The sequence below is a fragment of the Amycolatopsis sp. NPDC088138 genome, assembly GCF_044741685.1.
Classification (GTDB): Bacteria; Actinomycetota; Actinomycetes; order Mycobacteriales; family Pseudonocardiaceae; genus Amycolatopsis.
In genome coordinates, this window is record NZ_JBIUTB010000006.1 from 804,830 (window position 1) to 826,138 (window position 21,309).

At 71.9% G+C, this 21,309-nt stretch carries 20 protein-coding genes; 11 read left to right on the forward strand and 9 right to left on the reverse strand.

Annotated elements, in window-relative coordinates:
• Window positions 1-243, reverse strand: a complete 243-nt coding sequence (locus tag ACIOD2_RS35735) for a hypothetical protein (RefSeq protein WP_400548408.1) — start codon at window positions 241-243, stop codon at window positions 1-3.
• 172 nt (window positions 244-415) lie between these two features.
• On the reverse strand, window positions 416-1,426 hold the full coding sequence (locus ACIOD2_RS35740) for a GlxA family transcriptional regulator (protein WP_400548929.1): 1,011 nt from the start codon (window positions 1,424-1,426) through the stop codon (window positions 416-418).
• A 138-nt stretch (window positions 1,427-1,564) separates the two neighbouring features.
• Between ACIOD2_RS35740 and ACIOD2_RS35745 the strand changes: the two genes are divergently transcribed.
• On the forward strand, window positions 1,565-2,800 hold the full coding sequence (locus ACIOD2_RS35745; RefSeq protein ID WP_400548411.1) for an NAD(P)/FAD-dependent oxidoreductase: 1,236 nt from the start codon (window positions 1,565-1,567) through the stop codon (window positions 2,798-2,800).
• A gap of 3 nt (window positions 2,801-2,803) precedes the next feature.
• Here ACIOD2_RS35745 and ACIOD2_RS35750 read toward each other — a convergent pair whose 3' ends face one another.
• Both ACIOD2_RS35750 and ACIOD2_RS35755 read right to left on the reverse strand, forming a co-directional pair.
• On the reverse strand, window positions 2,804-2,962 hold the full coding sequence (locus ACIOD2_RS35750; protein ID WP_400548414.1) for a hypothetical protein: 159 nt from the start codon (window positions 2,960-2,962) through the stop codon (window positions 2,804-2,806).
• 212 nt (window positions 2,963-3,174) lie between these two features.
• A complete protein-coding gene (locus ACIOD2_RS35755) occupies window positions 3,175-4,629 on the reverse strand; it encodes a phosphatidylserine/phosphatidylglycerophosphate/cardiolipin synthase family protein (RefSeq protein WP_400548417.1) in 1,455 nt (484 codons plus the stop codon).
• Between the two features lie 86 nt (window positions 4,630-4,715).
• Between ACIOD2_RS35755 and ACIOD2_RS35760 the strand changes: the two genes are divergently transcribed.
• Together ACIOD2_RS35760 and ACIOD2_RS35765 are read left to right on the forward strand one after the other, a co-directional pair.
• The gene (locus tag ACIOD2_RS35760; RefSeq protein WP_400548420.1) at window positions 4,716-5,195 is read left to right on the forward strand and encodes a hypothetical protein; all 480 of its coding nucleotides are present in this window, start codon (window positions 4,716-4,718) and stop codon (window positions 5,193-5,195) included.
• A 13-nt stretch (window positions 5,196-5,208) separates the two neighbouring features.
• Window positions 5,209-6,237 carry a DUF2891 domain-containing protein gene (locus ACIOD2_RS35765; protein ID WP_400548423.1) on the forward strand — a complete coding sequence of 343 codons (1,029 nt, stop codon included), beginning with the start codon at window positions 5,209-5,211 and terminating at the stop codon, window positions 6,235-6,237.
• A gap of 52 nt (window positions 6,238-6,289) precedes the next feature.
• Here ACIOD2_RS35765 and ACIOD2_RS35770 read toward each other — a convergent pair whose 3' ends face one another.
• Together ACIOD2_RS35770 and ACIOD2_RS35775 are read right to left on the reverse strand one after the other, a co-directional pair.
• Window positions 6,290-7,633 (reverse strand): FG-GAP repeat domain-containing protein, encoded by a 1,344-nt coding sequence (locus tag ACIOD2_RS35770; RefSeq protein ID WP_400548426.1) that lies wholly within the window; start codon window positions 7,631-7,633, stop codon window positions 6,290-6,292.
• A 60-nt stretch (window positions 7,634-7,693) separates the two neighbouring features.
• On the reverse strand, window positions 7,694-9,022 hold the full coding sequence (locus ACIOD2_RS35775) for an FG-GAP repeat domain-containing protein (protein WP_400548429.1): 1,329 nt from the start codon (window positions 9,020-9,022) through the stop codon (window positions 7,694-7,696).
• A 130-nt stretch (window positions 9,023-9,152) separates the two neighbouring features.
• Here ACIOD2_RS35775 and ACIOD2_RS35780 point away from each other — a divergent pair, with 130 nt between their 5' ends.
• The gene (locus tag ACIOD2_RS35780) at window positions 9,153-12,161 is read left to right on the forward strand and encodes a BTAD domain-containing putative transcriptional regulator (RefSeq protein ID WP_400548432.1); all 3,009 of its coding nucleotides are present in this window, start codon (window positions 9,153-9,155) and stop codon (window positions 12,159-12,161) included.
• Window positions 12,162-12,247: 86 nt separating this feature from the next.
• Window positions 12,248-12,910, forward strand: a complete 663-nt coding sequence (locus ACIOD2_RS35785) for a M15 family metallopeptidase (RefSeq protein ID WP_400548435.1) — start codon at window positions 12,248-12,250, stop codon at window positions 12,908-12,910.
• On the opposite strand, the gene ACIOD2_RS35790 is transcribed toward ACIOD2_RS35785, so the two are convergent.
• Window positions 12,894-13,304: a winged helix-turn-helix transcriptional regulator gene (locus tag ACIOD2_RS35790; RefSeq protein WP_400548438.1), complete on the reverse strand. Its 411-nt coding sequence runs from the start codon at window positions 13,302-13,304 to the stop codon at window positions 12,894-12,896. The genes ACIOD2_RS35785 and ACIOD2_RS35790 overlap by 17 nt on opposite strands.
• Here ACIOD2_RS35790 and ACIOD2_RS35795 point away from each other — a divergent pair.
• The 6 genes from ACIOD2_RS35795 (at window position 13,297) to asnB (ending at window position 19,919) form a co-directional block, all read left to right on the forward strand.
• Entirely contained in the window at window positions 13,297-13,902 is a 606-nt protein-coding gene (locus ACIOD2_RS35795) for a hypothetical protein (RefSeq protein ID WP_400548441.1), read from the forward strand. The genes ACIOD2_RS35790 and ACIOD2_RS35795 overlap by 8 nt on opposite strands.
• Before the next feature lie 609 nt (window positions 13,903-14,511).
• On the forward strand, window positions 14,512-15,873 hold the full coding sequence (locus tag ACIOD2_RS35800; RefSeq protein WP_400548444.1) for a DUF6002 family protein: 1,362 nt from the start codon (window positions 14,512-14,514) through the stop codon (window positions 15,871-15,873).
• The gene (locus ACIOD2_RS35805) at window positions 15,870-16,994 is read left to right on the forward strand and encodes a GNAT family N-acetyltransferase (RefSeq protein WP_400548447.1); all 1,125 of its coding nucleotides are present in this window, start codon (window positions 15,870-15,872) and stop codon (window positions 16,992-16,994) included. Before ACIOD2_RS35800 ends, ACIOD2_RS35805 begins: the two co-directional genes overlap by 4 nt.
• A 13-nt stretch (window positions 16,995-17,007) precedes the next feature.
• Window positions 17,008-17,514, forward strand: coding sequence for a hypothetical protein (locus ACIOD2_RS35810; protein WP_400548450.1), 507 nt, complete (start codon window positions 17,008-17,010; stop codon window positions 17,512-17,514).
• Complete coding sequence (locus tag ACIOD2_RS35815; RefSeq protein ID WP_400548453.1) at window positions 17,511-18,083, forward strand: thiamine pyrophosphate-dependent enzyme; 573 nt, start codon at window positions 17,511-17,513, stop codon at window positions 18,081-18,083. Before ACIOD2_RS35810 ends, ACIOD2_RS35815 begins: the two co-directional genes overlap by 4 nt.
• Window positions 18,084-18,092: 9 nt before the next feature.
• A complete protein-coding gene (gene asnB, locus ACIOD2_RS35820) occupies window positions 18,093-19,919 on the forward strand; it encodes an asparagine synthase (glutamine-hydrolyzing) (protein WP_400548456.1) in 1,827 nt (608 codons plus the stop codon).
• Here asnB and ACIOD2_RS35825 read toward each other — a convergent pair.
• Window positions 19,906-20,808 (reverse strand): LLM class flavin-dependent oxidoreductase, encoded by a 903-nt coding sequence (locus tag ACIOD2_RS35825; protein ID WP_400548459.1) that lies wholly within the window; start codon window positions 20,806-20,808, stop codon window positions 19,906-19,908. The two genes, asnB and ACIOD2_RS35825, sit on opposite strands and share 14 nt — an antisense overlap.
• Window positions 20,809-20,822: 14 nt before the next feature.
• Window positions 20,823-21,290, reverse strand: coding sequence for a pyridoxamine 5'-phosphate oxidase family protein (locus tag ACIOD2_RS35830; RefSeq protein ID WP_400548462.1), 468 nt, complete (start codon window positions 21,288-21,290; stop codon window positions 20,823-20,825).
• Window positions 21,291-21,309 lie beyond the last annotated feature (19 nt).

Below are 21,309 nucleotides of genomic sequence, written 5' to 3' on the forward strand. Positions count from 1 at the left end.
TCAGTTGCGTAGCGTGCAGTTGATCTCGGGACGGTTGTTGGCCCGCCCGCAGGCCCGCCACGGACCGCCGTGCTGGTTCACCGTGCCGGTGTTCATCGACGTGGAGCCGGACGGGATGGTCCGGTAGCCCGTCACCGTGCCGGCCGCGCTGTCCAGCCAGACCGGATCGCCGGTGGCCCCGTTCGTGATCTGCTCGTGCCACCCGTCGTCGCACACCCAGAGGTGGATGACGCGGCCGTTCACCGAAACCGGGTCCGCCGCCGGCCGGCACGCCGCCGCGGTGGCCGGGCACTCGCGGTCGCCGCCGTCCCGAGCAGTCCGAGCACGGTCGGCATCCTCTTGACCTGCATGATGGTTCCACCCTTCCCCTGGCACCCGATACGTGCGGGGAATCCCCTTGCGGCACAAGCGTTCCCTACTGCCGCTCACTCCCGGACCCCCCGTGCCGGGGAGTCTGGCCGGAGTCGCGCCGGAGCGGGCCGGGCATGTCCGCGATCCTGCGAAGCCTGTCCCCGGTGATCCCGTAGTGGTCGAGGAACGCCTGCCTCAGGACCTCCGCGGAGCCGAACCCGCACCGCCGGGCGACCGCGGCCAGCGACAGCTCGCTGCCCCGCACCAGGTGGGCGGCGGCCTCGGTCCGCGCGGTGCGCACCGCCCGGGCCGGCGTCGTGCCGGTGTGGGTGGTGAACAGCCTGGTCAGGTGCCGCGTGCTGACCTGGGCCCGCGCCGCCAGCGCGGCCGGGCTCAGGTCCTCGCCGGGGTGGGCGGCGATGTACCCGAGCAGGTCGCGCACCAGCCGGTCACCCGGCGGCGACGGGGCCAGGAACATGCTGATCTGCGCCTGGTCGGCCGGGCGCTGCAGGTAGGTCACCAGCTCGCGGGCGACCTCGCGGGCCACCGTCGGACCGTGGTCGTCCTCGACGAGCGCCAGGGTCAGGTCCAAGGCGCTGGTGACCCCGGCCGAGGTGTAGACGTTGCCGTCGCGGACGTAGAGCGGCGCCAGATCCACCGTCACCGCCGGGAAGTGCTCGGCCAGCAGCGCGCCGTACGCCCAGTGCGTGGTGGCCCGCCGCCCGTCCAGCAGCCCGGCGGCGGCCAGCACGAACGCGCCGGTGCAGACCGACGCGATCCGCCTGCTGCGCCGGGCGAGCCGCCGCACCTGGGTCAGCATCCCCTCGTCGGCCATCGCGGCCCGGGTCCCGTGCCCGCCGACGACCAGCATCGTGTCGATCCGCCCGGTCACCGACGCCAGCCGCCGCGCCCCGGTGAGCGCGATCCCCGACGAGCTGCGCACGCCCAGGCCGGTCACCGTCGCCAGCTCGATCGTGTAAGGCGGCACCGCCCCGTGGCCGTTCGCGATCTCCAGGGCACCGCTCGGGCACGCGACGTCCAGGATCTGCGCGTCGTTGTAGGCGATGATGACCACCCGCCGAGCCGCCTCGACCCGCGTCACAACCGCCCCCGCCCGCCGTGCCCCCGCCCGATTCTGCCACCCGCGGGGGTGGTCGCGCGGTTGAGCGTGGCAGGTCCGGGAACCCCCGCCCCGTGACGGAGGGAGGCCACCGTGGCCGGAACAGCCGGGGTAGTGATCGTCGGCGGTGGACTGGCGGGCCTGAGTGCCGCGGCGCGGCTGCACCGGGCGGGGTTCGGCACCACCGTCCTGGAGGCGGGGGACGACGTCGGCGGCCGGGTCCGCACGGACGTCGTCGACGGGTTCCGCCTCGATCGCGGGTTCCAGGTCCTGCTGCCCGCGTACCCGGCGCTGCGGCGGCTGGTCGACGTCAAGGCGTTGAAGCCGCGGCCGTTCACGCGCGGCACGATCGCGGTGACCGCCACCGGCCGCCGCTGGCTGGCGGGTCCGTGGCACGGCCTGCCCGCAGTGGGCGGAGTCGCCGCGTTCGCGGCGGGCCATCCCGGCGACGCCGCGCGGATGGCGGCGCTGGCGGCCCGGGACCTGCTGGCACCGGACGCGGCCGTGCGCGCCGACCACGGGCGCGGCACGGCCGAGGAGCTGCGGCGCTGGGGGTTGAGCGCCGACACGATCGACCAGGTGCTGCGGCCGTTCCTCGCCGGGGTGTTCCTCGATCCGACGCTGGCGACCTCGGGGCGGCTGTTCCACCTGCTGTGGCGCAGTTTCCTGCGCGGCGGCGGCGTGCTGCCGGCCGAAGGCATGCAGGCGTTGCCGCGTCAGCTGGCCGACGGCCTGCCGCCCGGCACGATCCGCACCGGTGTCGAGGTCGCCGAGGTCACCGCCGACGGCGTGCGCACGGCCGGCGGCGAGGACCTGCCCGCGCGGGCGGTGATCGTCGCGACCGACGGGGACACCGCCGCGCGGCTCCTGCCCGGCGTCGAGGCGCCGGCCTGGCACGCGGTGACCACGTTCTACTACCGCGCCGCGACCAGCCCGCTGCGCTCGCCGACGCTGCTGGTCGACGGCCTCGACGAGCTGCTGCTCAACACTGCCGTGCTCAGCGAGGTCGCGCCGGGGTACGCGCCGAACGGGACGGCGCTGATCTCGGCGTCCGTGCCCGACCGGGCCGATCCGGGCCTGGAGCCGCAGGTGCGGCGCCGGCTGGCCCGGGTCTACGGCACCGACACCGGTGACTGGGACCTGCTGGCCACCTACGCGCTGCCCAAGGCGTTGCCGGTGTTCGGACCCGGCGCGCCGCTGCGCCGCCCGGTGCGGATCGCGCCCGGCCGGTACGTCTGCGGCGACCACCGGGACACGCCCTCGGTGCAGGGGGCACTGGTTTCGGGGCAGCGCGCGGCGGCCGCGGCGGTCGCCGACCTCACGCGGTGACGCTCAGCTGGGCGGCTCCGTCGTCCCGGCGTCCTTGTCGACGTCCTGGTTGCCGGGTTCTTCGCGCTCGGCCGCCGGTACCTCGATGTCCAGGTCGACGTCCGGGGTGCCGGGGGTGCGGGGCACGTCGGGGTTCAGGGGGCGGTCCTCGGTTTCGCTCATGATCGGGGTTACCCGGTTCGCGCGGGATTAGCCATCCACCAGGAGGCCCCGCAACGGTCCCTGGAGGCGCCCGGCCCGGCGGGAGACGCCCGGGAGCAGCACCAGCCGGTGCTCACCGTGGTTTCCCGGACGAGCTTTTCCTGTGCAAGGGGCCGCCGGAGCCCGTCGACGACGTCCGCGGGGTCGGCGTCCACTTCGGTCATCGGGCGGGATCAGCCATCCACCAGGAGGCCCCGCAACGGCCCCTGGAGCCGCCCGGCCCGGCGGGAGACGCCCGGGAGCAGCACCAGCCGGTGGGTCCGGCGTTCACCGCGGTTCTCCCGGTCGAGCTGTTCCTGCGCGAGGGGCCGCCAGAGCCCGTCGACGACGTCCGCGGGATCGGCGTCCACTTCGGTCATCGGGCGGCCGAGGTGCTCGGCCCACAGGCGCAGCCGGGTGGTGCGGACCAGCTCGCGGTCGTCGGTCGCGATGTTGACCTCGGTGTCGTTGAACAGCGAGTGCTCGTTGAGGTTCGCGGACCCGATGGTCAGCCACTCGTCGTCCACGATGCCGACCTTCGCGTGGACGTACACGGGGGAGGCGGTCTCCCCTTCGTGCGCGCTGACGGTCGCCGCGAGCAGCCGGCCGGCCCCGTCGTCGGCGTCGAGCAGCCGGCCGAGCTGGCCGCGGGTGGTGTCGGCGCCGTTGCTGGGCTTGCGGGGCAGCAGCAGGACGATCCGGAAACGGTCGTCCGGCGGGTTCCGCAGCTTGTCGAGCAGCACCTCGGCGATCTCGGGGGACCACAGGAACTGGTTCTCCAGGTAGATCAGCCGCCGCGCGGACCGCAGGGCCCGCAGGTAGCCGTCGAGGATGGTGAACTCGCCCTTCGGGGCGAAGTCGTACGTGCTGTCCGGCACGGTCCGCAGCAGCTGCACGCGGGTCTCGCCGGCCGGGCCGGACCGCTTCGGTTCCGGCAGGTCCTCGCCCGCGACCTCGGTCCACCGGTGCCGGAAGTGCTCGGCGACGTCGGCAACCACCGGCCCTTCGAGCCGCGTCACCAGGTCGTGCCAGCCCATGTCGCGCGGCGGGTGGTCGGGGCTGTCGTGCCGGTCGCCCTGGAGCGCGGTGAAGTCCACCCCGCCGACGAACGCGACCTCGTCGTCGACCACGACGATCTTTTCGTGGTGGCAGTGCATGGTCCGCTCGCGGGAGTCCAGGACGCACTGCACGCCGGTGCCCTCGGTGAGCTTGCGCTGTTGCTCCTTCGCCAGGCCCCGCGACGGCTGGAACGCCGGGACGGGCGGCCCCGCCCACATCAGGACCCGCACGCCGATCCCGCGCCCGGCGGTCTCGGCCAGCAGCTCCCGCAGCGTCGGCGCGCCGGGCTCGCGGGTCAGCCGGAAGTCGGCGCTCGCGTGCCAGTTGGCGATGTGGACGTGCGACTTCGCCCGCCGGATGGCGTCCGCGATGACCGGCAGCGACTCCTCGCCGTCGATCAGCACCTCGACCCGGTTGCCGTCCCGGACCGCGGCCCGCCCGCCGAACGGGTCGACCGCGCCACCGCGGCCGAGGACGTCACCCCAGCCGAGCCCGCGCAGCCGCCGCCGGTGGTGGGCGCACAGGACGTGCTCGAGCCCGTCACCCAGCCGCTCGTCCGCCTTGTCCAGGAAGGTGCGAAATGTGGTCACGCTCCCATGGCACTACAGATCGGCCCGCTCCGCCGCGTGGGGCCTTATCGTGGTGCTCAGGGCATCGGCGGTTGCGGGGGGAGTACATGACATCCGGAGCGGGCCACCGGCTCCTCGAGTTCCTCGGCGAGCTGCGGTCGACCACCAGGTGGACGGTGGCGGTCACCGACGAGATCGGCGCCCTGTCGCGGTGGCGGCTGAGCGGATCGACGTGGCAGGCCGTCGTGACCGTGGAGCCGGAGCGCTGGCTCGGACTGGAGTTCGAAGCGCGGGATCCGGTGACCGGCAAGCGCGCCGGTTACGACATCGACACCGACCTGTACGACATCGCGCGGGACGAGCAGCGCGAATTCGCCGAAGAGATCGAACGCGACATCATCGAATTCCTCGACAACTTGACGAGCGGAGTCGTGCTGCGGGGGAACGACGGGTCGAAGTTCGTTCTCGTCTTTTCCTTGAACGGTTCCCACGTCCGCGTCGTCCAGGGCCGTTTCCTGACCAGCGCGTCCACCCATACCGATCTCGCCGCGGCCCGGCGCGGCGGCGACTACGTACCGCTGGAATGACGGGGGAGCGCGGATGACCGAATGGGACGGCGAACGAATCCGGCTGCTGACGGCGGGTGCCGATGAGCTGGCCGGGATCGCGCTGGCGAACGTCGTGCGCGAATACCCGCACTACGAAGGCCATTGGCACGTCGAGGGCGTACCCATCACCACGCCGCGTGAGCTGCACCCCTGCTTCTACGGCAGTTTCGACTGGCATTCCTGCGTCGAGATGTTCTGGGTGCTGGCGCGGCTGCTGCGTCACCACAGCGATCTCGTCCCGGCCGCGGAGATCCGCCGCATCCTCGACGAGCACCTGACCACCGAGGCGCTGACCGCCGAAGCCGCCTACTTCGCCCGCGACGAACACCGCACCACACAGCGTCCCTACGGCTGGTCGGCCCTGCTGGAACTCACCGTCGAGCTCGCCACTTGGGACGATCCGGACGCCTCGCGCTGGTCGGCGGCTCTGCGTGAGCTGAGCGAGGTCTTCGTGGCCCGCTACCTCGACTGGCTGCCGCGGGCCACGTACCCGATCCGGGGCGGGATGCACGACAACGGCGCGTTCGGGCTTTCGCGCGCGCTGGCGTACGCCGACCACGCCGATCCGCGGCTGCGGCAGATCATCGCCGAGACGGCCTGGCGGTGGTTCGGAGCCGACCACGACTACCCCGGTTCCTGGGAACCCTCCGGGGCCGATTTCCTGTCCCCGGCGCTGGCCGAGGCCGAACTGATGTCCCACCTGCTGCCCGGGGGCGATTTCGCCGTCTGGCTGGACGGGTTCCTGCCCGGCATCGCCGACCGGACACCGGCGGCCTTGTTCACCCCGGCGACCGTCACCGACACCTCCGACGGCCTGATCGCCCACCTGCACGGGCTCAACCTGCACCGCGCCTGGTGCTGGCGCCGCCTCGCGGAGGCCCTCCCGGCCGGTGACGACCGGATCCCCGTCATGCTCGACGCCACCCGCGCCCACGCCCAGGCCTCGCTGCCCCAGGTCACCGGCGGCCCGTACGCCGTCGAACACTGGCTGGCCTACTACGCCCTTCTCCTGCTCGGGTGAGGACACGCCTCCTCACCGGCTCTTGCGGCCGGTGAGGAGGCGTGTCTTCCGCTCAGAAGTACGGGCTCCAGCCGGCCCCGTGGACGACGGCCGCGCCGAACTTGTTCGCGCCGAGGCCGTTCCACGTGTAGAGGGTGCCGCTGCCGATGCCGCCGAGGTCGGTGTGGCCGTCACCGTTGATGTCGCCCAGGTCCATCAGGCTGGCGGCGTACGGGCTCCAGCCCGGTCCGGTGACGACGTCGGCGGCGAAGTTGTTGCTGCCCTTGCCGTTCCAGATGTGCAGTTCGCCGTCGGCGACGGCCGCGATGTCGCCGATGCCGTCGCCGTTGAAGTCGCCGCCGACGGGCCGGGTGTACGGGCTCCAGCCGGCGCCGTGGACGACCGCCGCGCCGAACTTGTTGTTGCCGAGGCCGTTCCACGTGTACAGGGTGCCGTCGCTGACCGCGCCGATGTCGGTGTGACCGTCACCGTTGATGTCCCCGACGGTGAACAGCGTTGCCGCGTAGGGGCTCCAGCCGGGGCCGGTCACGACGTCGGCCGTGAAGTCGTTGTCACCGCGCCCGTTCCAGATGTGCAGCTGGCCGTTGCTGGTGGCGGCGAGGTCGCTAACGCCGTCGTCGTTGAAGTCACCGGAGATCGGCCTACTGTAGGCGTCCCAGCCGCGGCCGTAGGTCACCGCACCGTTGAAGTTGTTGCTGCCCTTGCCGTTCCAGATGGTGATGACGCCGGTGGCGGTCGAGAAGATGTCGCCGACGCCGTCGTCGTTGAAGTCCGCGCCGTCGGCGGCTCTGGTGGTCCACAGGGCGTTGACGATCTTCTGCGCGTCGCCGGCCTGGGGCTGGTAGCGGTCGGGGAACGCCGAGACCTGGACGGCCTGGCAGACGTCGCCGATCACCGCGGTCTTCCAGGAGTCGTTCGGGTACTCGCGGAGCATCTTGTCGAGGAACGCGTTCGTCGCCGTCCGGGGGTTGAGGCGCTGGGCGACCGTGCCCCAGCCGGCCCGCTGCTGGAACAGGCCGAGGCTGTCGTGGTCGACCTCCTCGTCGATGTTCTGCAGGCCCGTCTCCACGATCACGGTGGTGATCGCGATGACCGCGGCCCGGGAAGCGAGGCCGCGATCGCGGACGGCGTCGACGACCTCACGGGCGCACGAGACGCGGTACGCCGACATCGAGCCCTTCATCTTCGCCGACAGGCTGCTGTTGAGCTGGGTGGCCAGCGAGGCGTCCCGGCCGGTGGTGCCCGCGCTGTCGCACGCGGCGGTGGTGGCGGCCGCGACGAACTGCGGTCCGGAGTAGACGTTCGGGATCGAAGCGTACGCGGGCGAAGCCACGGTGAGGATCGCGGCGAACGTCGCGGCTGCCGTCGCGGCGCGACGGACGAAGGTGGTGGACACGATGGAAACACTCCCGGGGAGAAGGGGCCGGGGCGCCGGACGGCGCCCCGGCGGGGGTGATCAGAAGTAGGGGGACCAGCCGGCGCCGTGCACGACGGCCGCGGCGAACTTGTCGGCGCCCTGGCCGTTCCAGGTGTAGAGGACGCCGCCGCTGGTGGCGCCGAGGTCGCTGTGGCCGTCACCGTTGATGTCGCCCAGGTCCATCAGGGTGGTGGCGTACGGGCTCCAGCCGGGGCCGGTGACGATGTCGTCGGCGAAGTTGTTGCTGCCCTTGCCGTTCCAGATGTGGAGCTGACCGCCGGTGACGGCGGCGATGTCACCGATGCCGTCGGCGTTGAAGTCGCCGCCGATCGGGCGGCTGTAGGAGCTCCAGCCCGCGCCGTGGGCGACGGCCGCGGAGAACTTGTTGTTCCCCAGCCCGTTCCAGGTGTAGAGCGTGCCGCCGCTGATGGCGCCGATGTCGGTGTGGTTGTCCCCGTTGATGTCGCCGACGGTGAACAGCGTTGCGGCGTAGGGTGACCAGCCTGGCCCGGTGACGGTGTCGGCGGTGAAGTCGTTGTTGCCGCGGCCGTTCCAGATGTGCAGCTCACCGTTGCTGGTGGCGGCCAGGTCGCTGACGCCGTCGTCGTTGAAGTCGCCGGCGATGGGCCTGCTGTAGGCGTCCCAGCCGCGGCCGTAGGTCAGCGCGCCGTCGAAGTTGTTGCTGCCCTTGCCGTTCCAGATGGTGATGACACCGGTGGCGGTGGAGAAGATGTCGCCGTCGCCGTCACCGTTGAAGTCCGCGCCGTCGCCGGCGTTCGAGGCCCCGCCGGTGATCTTGTTGTAGCGGATGCCGCGGTAGCTCGACAGCTCGGACCAGTAGTCGATGTTGTGGTTGGTCTTCTGGCCGTAGGTGTTCTCCGAGTAGACCCAGGCGCCTTCGTGGTGGTCACTGGCGTCGACCCACTTTTCGAAAAGCTCGATGTGGCCGCTGCGCAGCAGCGCGTCGCCCGGCTGCAGGTCGTCCAGGCTCACCGAGGACTTGCCGGAGTAGTCGGCGAAGCCGTCGGTGTTGAGGTCCCAGCCGTCGGACTTCTTCGGCAGGTGCCAGGCCATCGCGACCAGGCCCGAGCAGTCCGGGCGGTAGGTGTGGCCGTCGCCGTCGGGTTTGGCGTCGCTCTGGTCCTGGCTGTACCAGGTGTCGCCCCGGTTGTACCAGTACTTGGCGCGGGCGATGACCTCGGCGCGGGAGATCGACCCGCCCACCGCGGACGCCGCGGCGGCCTCCGGCTGCTGCGCCACCGTGGTCTGCAGCGCGACCATGCCGGTGGTGAGGGCGACGACGGCCGCGAACGCGGAGACCAGCCGATGCGTCCGCGACTTCGGGAGCGCGGAACCGGATCTGTTCATGATGGCCTTTCCTGAGGATGATGTCCGTTGACCACACCGAGACTCCTGGGGACGGCTGTAGCCACGGTTCAGCGCCGGTTACAGCGAATCGGTGCGGTCCACGGACTTTCCGTGTCTGGGTGGAGGACGGATGAGGTTTTTCCTGCTCGGGCCGATGGAGACCACCGGTCCGTCCGGCGCGGTGGCGCTTCCGGGCATGAAGCCACGGGCGTTGCTGGCCGCGCTGCTGCTGGAGCACGGCCGGACGGTGCCCGCCGAACGGCTGATCGCAGTGGTCTGGGGGGAGGACCCGCCGCCCACCGCCCGCGCGGTGGTCCAGACCTACGTGGCGACGCTGCGCCGCGCGTTCGACGCCGCGGGCCTGCCGGCGGTCATCACGTCCGATCGCCACGGCTACCGCGCCGACGTCCCGGCGGACGCCCTGGACGTGCGCGAATTCGAAAACCTGGTGGATCAAGGGCGGCAAGCCGCGCGGGCCGGCGACCACCCCGGCGCGGCCCGGCTCCTCCGGGCCGCGCTGACCCTGTGGCGCGGCCCGGCGTTCGGCGGGATCGGGGAGTCGTTCCTGCGGGCCGAAGCCGTCCGGCTCGACGAGCTGCGGCTGACCGTCCTGGAAGAACGGATCGACGCCGACCTCGCGGCCGGCCAGGGCGCGCAGCTGCTCGCCGAGCTCACCGGGCTGGTCACCGAACACCCCACCCGGGAGCGGCTGCGCGCAGGACTGATGGTCGCGTTGTACCGCGCGGGAAGGCAGACCGACGCGCTGGAGGCGTACGAGCGCGGGCGGCTGGTGCTGCTCGACGAACTGGGCATCGACCCCGGCCCGGAACTGCGCCGGGTGCAGGCGTCGATCCTGCGCTGCGACCCGGAGCTGCTCCCGGCGAGCACGTCCCGGACGCCGCGGCAGCTCCCGTCACCGCCGTCGGACTTCACCGGCCGCGAGACCGAGCTGGCCGCGCTGGCCACCGTGCTGCTGTGGCCCGAGGCGATGCCGGTCGGCGTGGTCTCCGGCGCGGGCGGCACCGGCAAGTCCACGCTGGCGCAACGGGTCGCGCACGACGTCGCGGCGCACTTCCCCGGCGGGCAGTACCACCTGGAGCTGCACGGCTCGACGGCGAACCCGGCGACACCCGAAGAAGTGCTGGGCCGCGTCCTGCGCGACTTCGACGCCACCGCGGCCGTTCCGGGTTCGCTGGAGGAACGGGTCGCGCGGTACCGGACGGCGCTCGCCGGCACCCGCACCCTCATCGTGCTCGACGACGCGGTGAACGAGGCCCAGGTGCGTCCGCTGCTCCCCGGCAGCGCGGGGTGCGCGGTGCTCGTGACCTCGCGCAACCGGCTGCCCGCACTCGCCGGCGCGGGGTTCGTCGAGCTCGGCGTGCTGCCCCCGGCCGCCGCGGAGCTGCTGCTCACCCGGATCGTCGGGGCCGAGCGGGGCGGGTCCGAACCGGCGGCCGTCACCGAGATCGCCCGGCTGTGCGGGCAGCTGCCGCTGGCCATCCGCGTCGCCGGCGCCCGGCTCGTCTCACGACGGCAGTGGACGCTCTCGCGGCTGGCCGACCGGCTGGCGCGCGAGCAGCACCGGCTCGACGAGCTGGCGGTCGGCGACCAGCAGGTGCGGGCCAGCATCAACCTCAGCTACGAGCTCCTCCCGGAGCTCGCCAAGAAGGCCCTGCGAAGACTCGGGCTGCTCGGCCTCCCGCACTTCCCGGCCTGGATCGCCGCCGCGGCCCTGGAAATCGAGCCCGACGACGCCGAAGGCATCCTCGAAGCACTGGTCGACGTGTCCCTGGTGGAACCCGACGGCACGGACCCGCTCGGGCTGATGCGGTACCGGCTGCACGACCTGGTGCGCCTGTTCGCGCTGGAACGGGCGTCGGCCGAGGAGACCGCCGAAGCGCGCGCGGCCGTCGTCGAACGCGTGCTCGGCAGCTGGATCTGGCTGGTGGAGCGGATCGACGAGACCGCGCCGCCGTTCCTGCCCTCGGTCCCGGCCGGTTTCCGCAAGGGACGCCCCGTCGACCCGGAGATCACCCGGCGGGTGGTCGCCCGGCCGTACGACTTCTTCCGCGCCGAAGAGCCGACGCTGACGGCCGCGGTCGAGCTGGCCGCCGCGATGGACCTCGACGCCATCGCGATCGAGCTGGCCACCGCCCTGTCCGGCACCGCGTTCGGCGGGCACCACCGCGTCTTCGACGACCCGTTCGGGGCCTGGCAGCGCACCCACGACGTCGCGCTCGCCGCGGCCCGCCGCAACGACAACGTCCTGGGCGAGGCGACCCTGCTGGCCGGGCTCGGCCAGCTGCACTACGAGCTCGACGACTTCCCGCGGTCCCGGGCCCACCTGGGCCAGGCGCTGCCGATGTTCCGGGCGGCCGGCGACGTCCGCGGCGAGGCCACCACCCTCGCCGCGCTCGGCGCGGCCTGCCGGGACCAGGGTTACCTGCCCGAGGCGCTGCACTTCGTCGACCAGGCCCGCAAGATCTGGGAAGGGCTGCCGGAGGCCGGCGGGATGGGCAACGTCCGCCGCCTGGCCGGCTCGGTGTACGTCGAGATGGGCGACTACCCGGAGGCGTACGCCGCGCTGACCGAGGCGCGGGCGCTGTTCAGCGAGGCCAGCTCCCTGCGCGGGGAAGGACTGACGCTGCGCAGCCTCTCGCTGTACCACCGGGCGCGCGGCGACTGGGCCGAAGCGGAGGCGTTCGCGCGGGAGGCACTCGCGATCTTCGAGCGGACCGAGGACCGGATGCTGGTGGCCTACTGCGAGCGCGCGCTGGCGAAGACGCTGCTGCGGCGCGGGGACTCCGCCGCGGCGCGGCAGCTCGCGGAGAGCGCGCTGGCCGTCAGCCAGGCGCTCGCCGACCGCTTCGGCCAGGCGTGCACGCTGCGCGTGCTGGGGGAGATCCACCTCGCCGACGGCCGGCTCTACCAGGCCGAGCAGTGCCTGGAGGACGCGCTGGGCCGGTGGACGGACCTGCGCGTCGAGCTGCTCCGGGCCCGGACCCTGTGCACGCTGGCCGAGGTGAACTCGGCGCTGGGGAACGCGGACGCCGCGAGCCGGATGACCACCGAGGCGCTGGCGACGTTCCGCGCGTGCGGCGCCCGCGACTACGCCGAGCTGGCTGGAACTCCGCTGTAACTCCGGCTACAGCGTTCCTGCAGCGCGGCGGGGAAGGGTGGGCGGGGATCGCCGCACCCAGTCCCGTCCCGGAGGAACGAGCACCCATGCCGCCGTTCGTGTTGCTGTCGGACCCCCGCGTCGCCGCCGTGCCGATCCGGGAGACCGGTGAACGCCTGGTGGACCTGAAGGACACCGGCGCCATCCGGCTGGACGACCGGATGGCCGACGAGCTGAGGGCGTACGCGCACGTGCGGGTCAGCGTCGCCGACCGGCTGGTGGCGGCGCAGTGCCGCCTCCCGCGCGAGCTGCGCCTGCTCGTGGTCGAGGGGTTCCGCCTCCGGGCGATCCAGGAGCGCGACTTCGCGAGCAGCCGCTCCCGGATCGCGCGTGCCCACCCGGATTGGCCGTCCTCCCGGGTGTGGACGGAGGCGGCGACGTTCGTCTCACCTCCGGAAGTGGCCCCCCACGTCTCCGGCGGCGCGGTGGACCTCACCCTGTGCACTGTGGACGGTCAGGAGCTCCCGATGGGCACGGAGGTCAACGAAACCCCGCCGGAGTACGGCCCGGAGTGCTTCACGGCGTCCACGGCCGTCGACGACGAGGCCCGGGCGAACCGGAAGACCCTGATCGAGGCGATGTCGGCGAGCGGCTTCGTGAACTACCCGAGCGAGTGGTGGCACTGGTCCTACGGTGACCGGTACTGGGCGTTGGTGACGGAGACGGCGCACGCGCCCTACGGCCCGGCCACCCTCACCGCGTACCGGTGAGCCGCGTGGTGCAGCTCATCGCCGGCTCCGGCGCGGCGCCGGCACGAGTGCGTCGAAGATGCCCCTCGCCCCACACCCGGACTTCTTCGACGACGGGCAGGAGAGTGGTCCCGTACGGCGTGAGCCGGTAGATGACGCGCGCCGGGACCGGCCCCGTCACCACGCGTTCGACGAGTCCGTCGGCTTCGAGCTCGCGCAGCTGCTCGGCCAGCACCTTGGGCGTGATCGGCGTGCCCCGGCGGCGGAGGCCCGCGAAGTGGGACTCGCCGTGGGCGAGCCAGTAGAGCAGGGTCAGCTTCCACTTCCCGCCGATGGCCGCGAACGCCGCGGCCATCGGGCACCCGGGCAGGGGGTTGGGGCGGGCGAGGTTACCTGCAGGTGCCTTCTTGTCCATCGCGGCGCTCCACTCGGATAGTCGGACCATGACCGTCCCATACAGAAGACTCCTGATCGCCGGCCTTTCGGCCCTCACCCTGATTGCGACAGCAGCGTCGGGCATCGCCTCGACACCGCCGCCCGCCGGCGGCCAGCAAGACTTCGACTGGGAAATCGGCACGTGGCGCAGCACCGTGCGAGTCCTCGCCGAGCCTCTCTCGGATTCACCGGACCAATGGCTCCAGTTCGCGGGCACGAGCACGGTGAAGCCACTGCTCGACCGCCGGGCGAACACCGTCGAACTCGAGGTCTCGGGTGCGAACGGCAGCATCGACGCCCTCAACCTGCGCCTCTACGAGCCGCAGGCCAAGCGCTGGAGCCTGACGTTCGTGAACATCCGCGACGGCCTGCTGACTCCGGCGGTCTACGGAGGCTTCCACAACGGCGCAGGCGAGTTCTTCGGCGACGACCAGCTGGGCGGCCACCCGATCAAGGTCCGGTTCCTGATCTCCCGCCCCAGCCCGGACGAGGCGAGGTTCGAGCAGGCCTTCTCACCCGACGGCGGAACGACGTGGGAAACGAACTGGCTGGCGGTGGATCGCCGAACCCGCCGATGAACGGAACGCCGGGTGAGCTCAGCGCGGACGCTTGCCCGTGACCAGGAAGCGGACCACTCCCGTCAGCCCTTGAAGCTCCACATGCACCAGCAGCGGCCGGAGCTCGCTGTCCGATCGGACCCTGAACTCTGGTCGTCGCGCCACCCGGTGAGCGTGTGCCGGCGTTGGTGGTGCAGTGGCTCGCGGCGAAGGCCCGGGGCGAGGACTACCGGACGAGTTCGTGGAAGTCGCCTGCCGGCCGGTGCGGGAGACAGGCGGCGAACGCTTCGGCGGTTGAGCGGGCCGACTGATCCCGGGGTCCGAAGTGATCGGCGAGCGCGAGGGCGTCCGCGGCCACCTCGTCCGTGCCGAACTCCCCGTCGAGGTCGCCTGGCGCCCCCGGGTCGTCGGACTGTCCATTGAGGTCTTTTCAAGGTTCCTTCTTCCGTATTGCCACCAACGTGGAATCTGCACGGCGGGAAATGACGATCGCATTCGGGAAGAGGCCTGATCCGCTCGTGCTGTGCATGATGGTTGGAGGGAACAGACCATGAGGCACAAGGATGTGCCGTGCGTGTTCCTAGCAGATGGCCCCAGGACTTTCTGTTCACATCCCACAAGGAGCACAGCATGGCCCACCGTTTCCACGTGACAACAGGACCGTCCGATGTCCTGGCACGTCACGGGGACAACCTGCGCAGGGCGATCGCGGTGGCCGGGCAGAGCCGCCTGCCTTCCGTCGGCTTCCAGCCGGAGTTCGCGCTGCCCGAGCCGTCGCCGCGGCTGCGCGACTTCTTCTCGGTCGTGGACCTGCCGTTCCACCGGCTCGGCCGGGTGGGCGGCAAGGATCTCGTGCTCTTCGACCTGATGGGCAATCCCGGTACGCGGACGGGGAAGACGCTGGCTTCCACGGTGATCGTGGCGCGCGCAATCCGGCACATCGACCGCACGGGTGAACCGATCGTCATCCTCACGCCGTCCTCGGCGAACAAGGCGACGGCCCTGCGCGACGCCGTGCTGCGTGCCTACAAGGCCGGTCTCGCGGATCCGGAAAGCCTGCGGATCGTGACCCTGGTGCCCGACGCAGCGCGGCCGAAACTGTGGTCGTCCGAGCTGACCGACGATCCCGCCCTCGCGGCCCTCAATCCCATGTGCGTGCTGCCTCCCGGCCACCCCGACCACGTGAAGACCGTGGCGATGCAGGCACTCGAGCTGTACTCCGCCGAGGTCTACGAGCGCACCGGGGCCCGCCTCTGGCACACCCTCGACCTGGCCAACTACCGCTGCGCCGACGCCGTGCGAGCGTTCGTCGAGCAGGCCGACCTGCCGCTGGAAGCCGGCCGGACGCGGCTGCACGCCCACTCCGTGTCGAGTGCGTTCGGCCTGCTGGGCCACCACTTCGGCACGACGCTGGTGCCCGACCCGCCGCGGTCGGGCTACTTCCTGGTGCAGCACCTGGACACGCCGGACATGGTGCAGAGCCTGCACGGCATCTCCGCGCCCGAGTACCGCCTCGACCAGGCGACCGGCCTGCACCACCAGGACGAGCAACCCCGCTACCCCGCGACCACGTTCGACCCGGCGGAAAACCTGGAAACCACCTTCTACACCCGCAAGCCCGCGACGTCGCCGGCGATGAACCAGATCATCGAGGCCCAGGGCGGCGGCGGCATCGTCGTGTCGCTGCACGAGTGCCTTGCCCACTACGGCCGCATCAGGGTGCTGCTCGGGGACTCCGGGATCACGCTGCCCGCGGATCCCCGCTCGTTGCGCGAGTGGTCGCTGGTGATGGTGCTGACCGGCGTGCTCAACGGCATCGACCGCGGACTGGTCGACGCCGACGAGGTCGTCGTGCACGCTTCCGGTTCCTACGGCACTTCGGACTACACGCCGATTCCGGCCCGGTCACTGCATCCGGTCGGAGGGGCCGCCGAGCTGCGGCCGGCGCTGCTGGCCACGGCCGGCTTGCGATCGCCACGGCGGGCGGCGTGACCGTCTCGGCGCGGGCCCGATATCAATGGACGACGGGCGGCGGAGCATGGGCGAGCCTGCACCAGAAGTCGTCCGGTCTGCCCGGACGGGCCATGGTCGACCAGCGCCTCGCCGCCGAGGACGGCGGTTTGTCCCTTCGCTACCAGGGGTTTCCCGAAGGTCTCAAGTACATCGTGCCCTATCCTGGCGAACAGGGTGGCCTGGTGGCGGAGCCGGCGCGACGCACCGGCTGGCGGGCGATCCGCGACGGCGTCGCCGAGCCGGGGGCGGACCTGCTCCTCGTGGGCTGTTCGGCACGGCGGGCCCGGCGGCTGCCGGCACCGCGATCCCTCGTGCTGCCGTTCCGGGTCAACCTGCTGCTCGACGTCACTGCCGACATCGACACGATGTACCGGCGGGTGTCACGCAGGCAACGACGCGAGTTCGCCGCATCGCGCCGCAAGCACGAGTGGACCGCCGAAATCTCCCACGACGAGGGCGATCTCGATTTCTTCTACGAGCGGATGCACCTGCCGGCCATGTCCGTCCGGCACGGTGGGAAGACCCGGAGCACCGACCGGGACATCGCGCTGCACTGCCTGCTCCACAAGGGTTTCCTCTTGTTCGTCACCGAGGGCGGGAAGCGGGTCACCGGCGTGCTGTGCCGGCTCGACGACCACGGGCGGACCCTGCGGATGCGCCTTCTCGGCGTGCTGGACGGCGACGAGACGCACTACCGCAGTGGCGCGGTGAAGGCCGTCTACTACCTGACGATGGAATGGGCCGCGGCCCACGGCGTCACGCGGATCGACTTCGCGGGCGCCGATCCCTTCCCCGGCCGGGGTGTCTACCAGTTCAAGTCGCGTTTCCACCCGGTCACGGCGTTGCCCGCCGACCACCACCGGGACCGCCGGGTCTACGTGCGCATCAACGCGGACACCCCGCGGGTGCGGGACTTCCTGGTGGCCACCCCGATGATCGCGGTGGACGATTCCGGCCGGCTCGTCGCCACCTACTTCCGCGATGCGGTGCGCCACGAGCGCACCGACATCGTGGCCGAGGGGCCCGGCGTGCACGCCACCCGAGTGATCGACCTTGACGAGTTCCTCGTCGGCGCGCAGCGGACGCCGACTCGCCGCTGAGAAGGAGACAGCTATGCGTACCGAAGGGCCAGCGTTGGCCGAAGGACTGGCCGACGAACTCCTGGCAGCCGGGTTCGGGCCGTTCCTGAGCACCCCGTGCGGAATCCTCGCCAGGTTGCAGGACGCGATCGCCAACCGGGCGGAACTGATGACGGTCGCGAGGGAGGACAACGCGGTCGGTATCGCGGCGGGCGCGGACCTGGCCGGGCGGTTCCCCGTGGTGATGATGCAGAACTCCGGGCTCGCGCAGTCGGTCAACGCGATCGCCTCCCTCGTCACGCCCTACCGGCTGGCCATGCTGCTCGTCGTCAGCCTGCGCGGCGTCGATCCCGACCCCACCGAGGAGAACCTGGTGATGGGACAGCTGACGGTGCCGTTGCTGGACGGCCTCGGTGTCGAGTCGCGGGTCCTGGACCGGGACCTCGAGGACAAGGTGTCCTGGGCGCACAAGGTCGTCGCCGAGCAGCGGCGGACGGCCGCGCTGCTGGTGCCCCCGACGGCCTTCGGGTGGCGGCCGTGAACAAGACCGCAGCCGTCAACGCCGTGCTCGACGTGGTCCGGACCGAGCCGATCGTCTTCACCACCGGATACGCCTGCCGCATCGCCAAGGGCATCGCCGACCGCCCCAACCACTTCTACATGACCGGTTCGATGGGGCTCGCCTCGTCCATCGCCATCGGTATCGGCCAGCAGACGAAGCGGCCGACGGTCGTCGTCGACGGCGACGGCAGCCTGCTGATGAACCCCGTGGGCCTGTTGACCGCGGGCTCGATGCGCGAGCTGCCGCTGGTGCACGTCGTGCTCGACGACGGCAGGTACGCCTCGACCGGAGGCCAGGCCGTGGCGCCCGCCGGTGCCGACTTCGCCGCACTGGCCGCCGCCTGCGGCTACCGCGACGTCCGGCGGGTCACGGACGTGGCCGAGCTCGGCGCGATCCTGCGCGAGGAGATGCGCGCCTGCGCGTCGCCGATCTTCGTCCACTGCGTACTGTCCGATGTGGATGATCGGGTATCCGCTCGCGTGGATCTGAACCTGCACGAATACACCAAGCGGCTGCGCGGTCACATCCGCGAACTGCTCGCGGCCTGAGGAGATCTGATGTGCGGCTTTGTCGGGTGGCTTGACTTCGACCGGGACCTGCGCACCCAGCGGGCGGTGCTCGACAGGATGACCGACACCATGCGCGACCGGGGCCCGGACGCGCGGGGCACCTGGGTCGGCACGCACGCCGCGCTCGGTCACCGCCGGCTGGCCGTCATCGACATCGACGGTGGCGCGCAGCCGATGGCGGCCGAGCACGGCCCGGACCGCCTGCCCGTGGTGCTGACGTACTCCGGGGAGATCTACAACTTCCGGGAGCTGCGCGCCGAACTGACGCACCTGGGCCACCGGTTCACGAGCAGGTCGGACACCGAGGTGCTGTTGCGGTCCTACCTGCAGTGGGGCGCGAGCTGCGTGGACCGGCTCAACGGGATGTTCGCGTTCGGCATCTGGGACTCGGTGCGTGAGGAGCTGGTGCTGGGCCGGGACCGGCTCGGTATCAAACCGCTCTACTACGCCCCGCTCGCGCACGGCGTGCTGTTCGCGTCGGAACCCAAGGGGCTGATGGCGAACCCGCACTTCACCCCGGCGCTCGACGCCGACGCGCTGCCGATCCTCCTCAACCCGAGACTGGCCATGCCCGGCGAGACGCCACTGCGTGGCATGCGGGAGGTCAAGCCGGGGCACGTGGTCCGGGTCGATCGGCGCGGCTGCCACGAGTACCCGTACTGGCGGCTCGTCAGCCGGGAGCACACGCAGAGCCTGACCGAGACCGTCGCCACGGTCCGGGAACTGCTCACCGACACCGTGCGCCGCCAGCTGGTCGCGGACGTGCCGCGCGCCGCGCTGCTGTCCGGCGGCCTGGACTCCACCGTGATGGCCGCCTTGGCCGCGCGTGAGCTCGCGATGGCCGAGGACGGCCCCCTGCTGACCTACTCCGTCCAGTTCACCGGCGACGAGAACGACTTCCGGCCGACCGCGCTGCGCCCGGAACGCGACGCGCCGTACGCCGCGCTGGCCGCCAAGCACCTGGGTACCGAGCACGTCGAGGTGACGCTCGACGCGTCCGATGTCGCCGACGTGGTGCCCGCCACCCGCCGCGCGCGGGACCTGCCGAGCCTCGGCCAGTTCGACACGTCGATGTACCTGATGTTCGCCGCCCTGCGGGAACGCTCGACCGTCGCGCTGTCCGGTGAGGCCGCCGACGAGGTGTTCGGCGGGTATCCGTGGTTCCACGACCCGGCGACGGTCTGGCGCGACACGTTCCCGTGGCTGGGCAACGCGCCGCGGCTGGCCGACTGCCTGAACCCGGACCTGCGCCGGGCCCTGCGCCCCGCCGAGCTGGAGGCCGACCGCTACGCCACGCTGCGCGGGCAGGTACCCCGGCTGCCCGGAGAGGACAAGCTGAACGCCCGCATGCGGGAGGTGCTGTACTTCAGCCTGCACGGCCCGCTGGCCGTGCTGCTCGACCGCAAGGACCGGATGAGCATGGCCGTCGGCCTCGAGGTGCGGGTCCCGTTCTGCGACCACCGGCTGCTGGAGTACGTGTGGAACGTGCCCTGGGACATGAAGGTCGCCGACGGCAAGGAGAAGAGCCTGCTGCGGATGGCTTTCGCCGACCTGGTCCCGGACGAGATCCTCACCCGGCCCAAGAGCGCGTACCCGGCCATGCACAATCCGGCGTACGACCGGATGGTGCACGAAAAGGTGCAGGCGCTGCTGGCCGACCCGTCGTCACCGCTGGCGCCGGCACTGGACCGGCAGCGGGTCACCGACCTGGCGGATCAGGGGCCGACCATGACCCACGCCAGCACGGCCCACCTGCTGATCCCGTTCATCGAGGTCGACGTCTGGATGCGCGAGCACGGCCTCACGCTGGCGTGACGAAGGACTCGCGCACGGCGCCGACGGCCCGTTCGAAGGCGTCCTGATCGCCCCGGAACACGCCGTGTGCGCGCGGCCACGCCAGCACGACGTCGGTGAACCCCAGCTCGGCGCAGCGGCCGACCAGGTCCACCAGCCGCTGCGCCGAGGAGTACGGATCCTCGGCCACCCGGCTCAGGTTGACCAGCCTGGCCAGGCCGGCCGGGGCCCGGCCGGCCTCGGCGCACAGGCCGTCCAGCCGGTCGAGCTGCCCGCGCAGCCGGTCGAACGCCGCCTGCTCGGGCAGCCCGCCGGGGGTGCCGGTGGCGCCGATCGTCACCCAGGTGTCGGCGAACTCGACGGCGACCCGCATTCCCTTCGGGCCCGCGGCCGCCACCGCGAACGGCGTTCTCGGCCGCTGCAGGCAACCGGGTGCGAGGTGCACGTCGACCGCCGAATACCACGGGCCGGTGACGGTGCAGGGCCGTTCCCGCAGGACCCGGTCGACGACGGCGACGAACTCGGCGAACCGCTCTGCCCGGTGTGCCGGGGACAGGGTGTCGCCACCCAGCGCGTTGGCGTCCGGGCCGGCCGCACCGGCGCCGACACCGAGCACGAACCGGCCGCCGCTGGCGTGGTCCAGCGCCATGGCCTGGGCGGCGGTGAGCACCGGATGCCGGAAGTTGGGCGAAGCGACCAGTGTGCCCAGCCGCAGGGTGCTGGTCGCGGCCGCCGCGGTGGTGAGCGTGGTCATGGCGTCGAACCACGGGGCACCACGCAGTGTCCGCCAGGACAGGTGATCCAGCGTCCAGGCGTGGTCGAACCCGAGTTGTTCGACCTGGCGCCACCGGGCGGCCGCCCGCGGCCCGGCCTGTTCGGGCAGGACCAGCGCACCGAGCCGTACTGACATCAGCATGCCTTCCGTTACGAGGCAGGCACTTCGATCCTGCCGTCGGACGATCCCGGGTCCGGGTCGAGGATCCAGCGCCGGGTGATCCTTGCGCGGTAGAGCCGGAACGACGCCGGTGCCATGAGCTGCTCCGGCGTCATCGAGCGGACGCCGGGAAAACGCGGGCTGAAGGCGACGCGGACCGCGTCCGGCAGGTCCGCGTCCGGCACCTGCTCGGCACGGGCGCGCGCGTACACCGCCTGCGCGGTCCCGATGGCCGCCTGCGAGTCGAAGATGACGATGCTCACCTCGGCCCGCCGGCCGATGTTGCGGGAGTGCGCCGCGTCGGGCGAGGAGATCCAGTAGAAGTCGGCGTACCCGTCGGGCGTGTAGTACAGCGGGGTGAGCCACGGCGTACCGTCCGGATCGGACGTGCCGAGGGTCAGGTAGCGGTTGGCGTCGACGATCGCGTTGGCGATACCGGTGTTGTCCGGCTCCGTCACGATGACCTCTTTCGGTGGG

Excerpts from the sequence above, each read along its gene's own strand:
- ACIOD2_RS35750 (WP_400548414.1), bottom strand. The coding sequence starts at position 2,962 with ATGAGCGAAACCGAGGACCGCCCCCTGAACCCCGACGTGCCCCGCACC.
- ACIOD2_RS35760 (WP_400548420.1), top strand. The coding sequence starts at position 4,716 with ATGACATCCGGAGCGGGCCACCGGCTCCTCGAGTTCCTCGGCGAGCTG.
- ACIOD2_RS35765 (WP_400548423.1), top strand. The coding sequence starts at position 5,209 with ATGACCGAATGGGACGGCGAACGAATCCGGCTGCTGACGGCGGGTGCC.
- ACIOD2_RS35775 (WP_400548429.1), bottom strand. The coding sequence starts at position 9,022 with ATGAACAGATCCGGTTCCGCGCTCCCGAAGTCGCGGACGCATCGGCTG.
- ACIOD2_RS35780 (WP_400548432.1), top strand. The coding sequence starts at position 9,153 with ATGAGGTTTTTCCTGCTCGGGCCGATGGAGACCACCGGTCCGTCCGGC.
- ACIOD2_RS35785 (WP_400548435.1), top strand. The coding sequence starts at position 12,248 with ATGCCGCCGTTCGTGTTGCTGTCGGACCCCCGCGTCGCCGCCGTGCCG.
- ACIOD2_RS35790 (WP_400548438.1), bottom strand. The coding sequence starts at position 13,304 with ATGGACAAGAAGGCACCTGCAGGTAACCTCGCCCGCCCCAACCCCCTG.
- ACIOD2_RS35800 (WP_400548444.1), top strand. The coding sequence starts at position 14,512 with ATGGCCCACCGTTTCCACGTGACAACAGGACCGTCCGATGTCCTGGCA.
- ACIOD2_RS35810 (WP_400548450.1), top strand. The coding sequence starts at position 17,008 with ATGCGTACCGAAGGGCCAGCGTTGGCCGAAGGACTGGCCGACGAACTC.
- asnB (WP_400548456.1), top strand. The coding sequence starts at position 18,093 with ATGTGCGGCTTTGTCGGGTGGCTTGACTTCGACCGGGACCTGCGCACC.
- ACIOD2_RS35825 (WP_400548459.1), bottom strand. The coding sequence starts at position 20,808 with ATGTCAGTACGGCTCGGTGCGCTGGTCCTGCCCGAACAGGCCGGGCCG.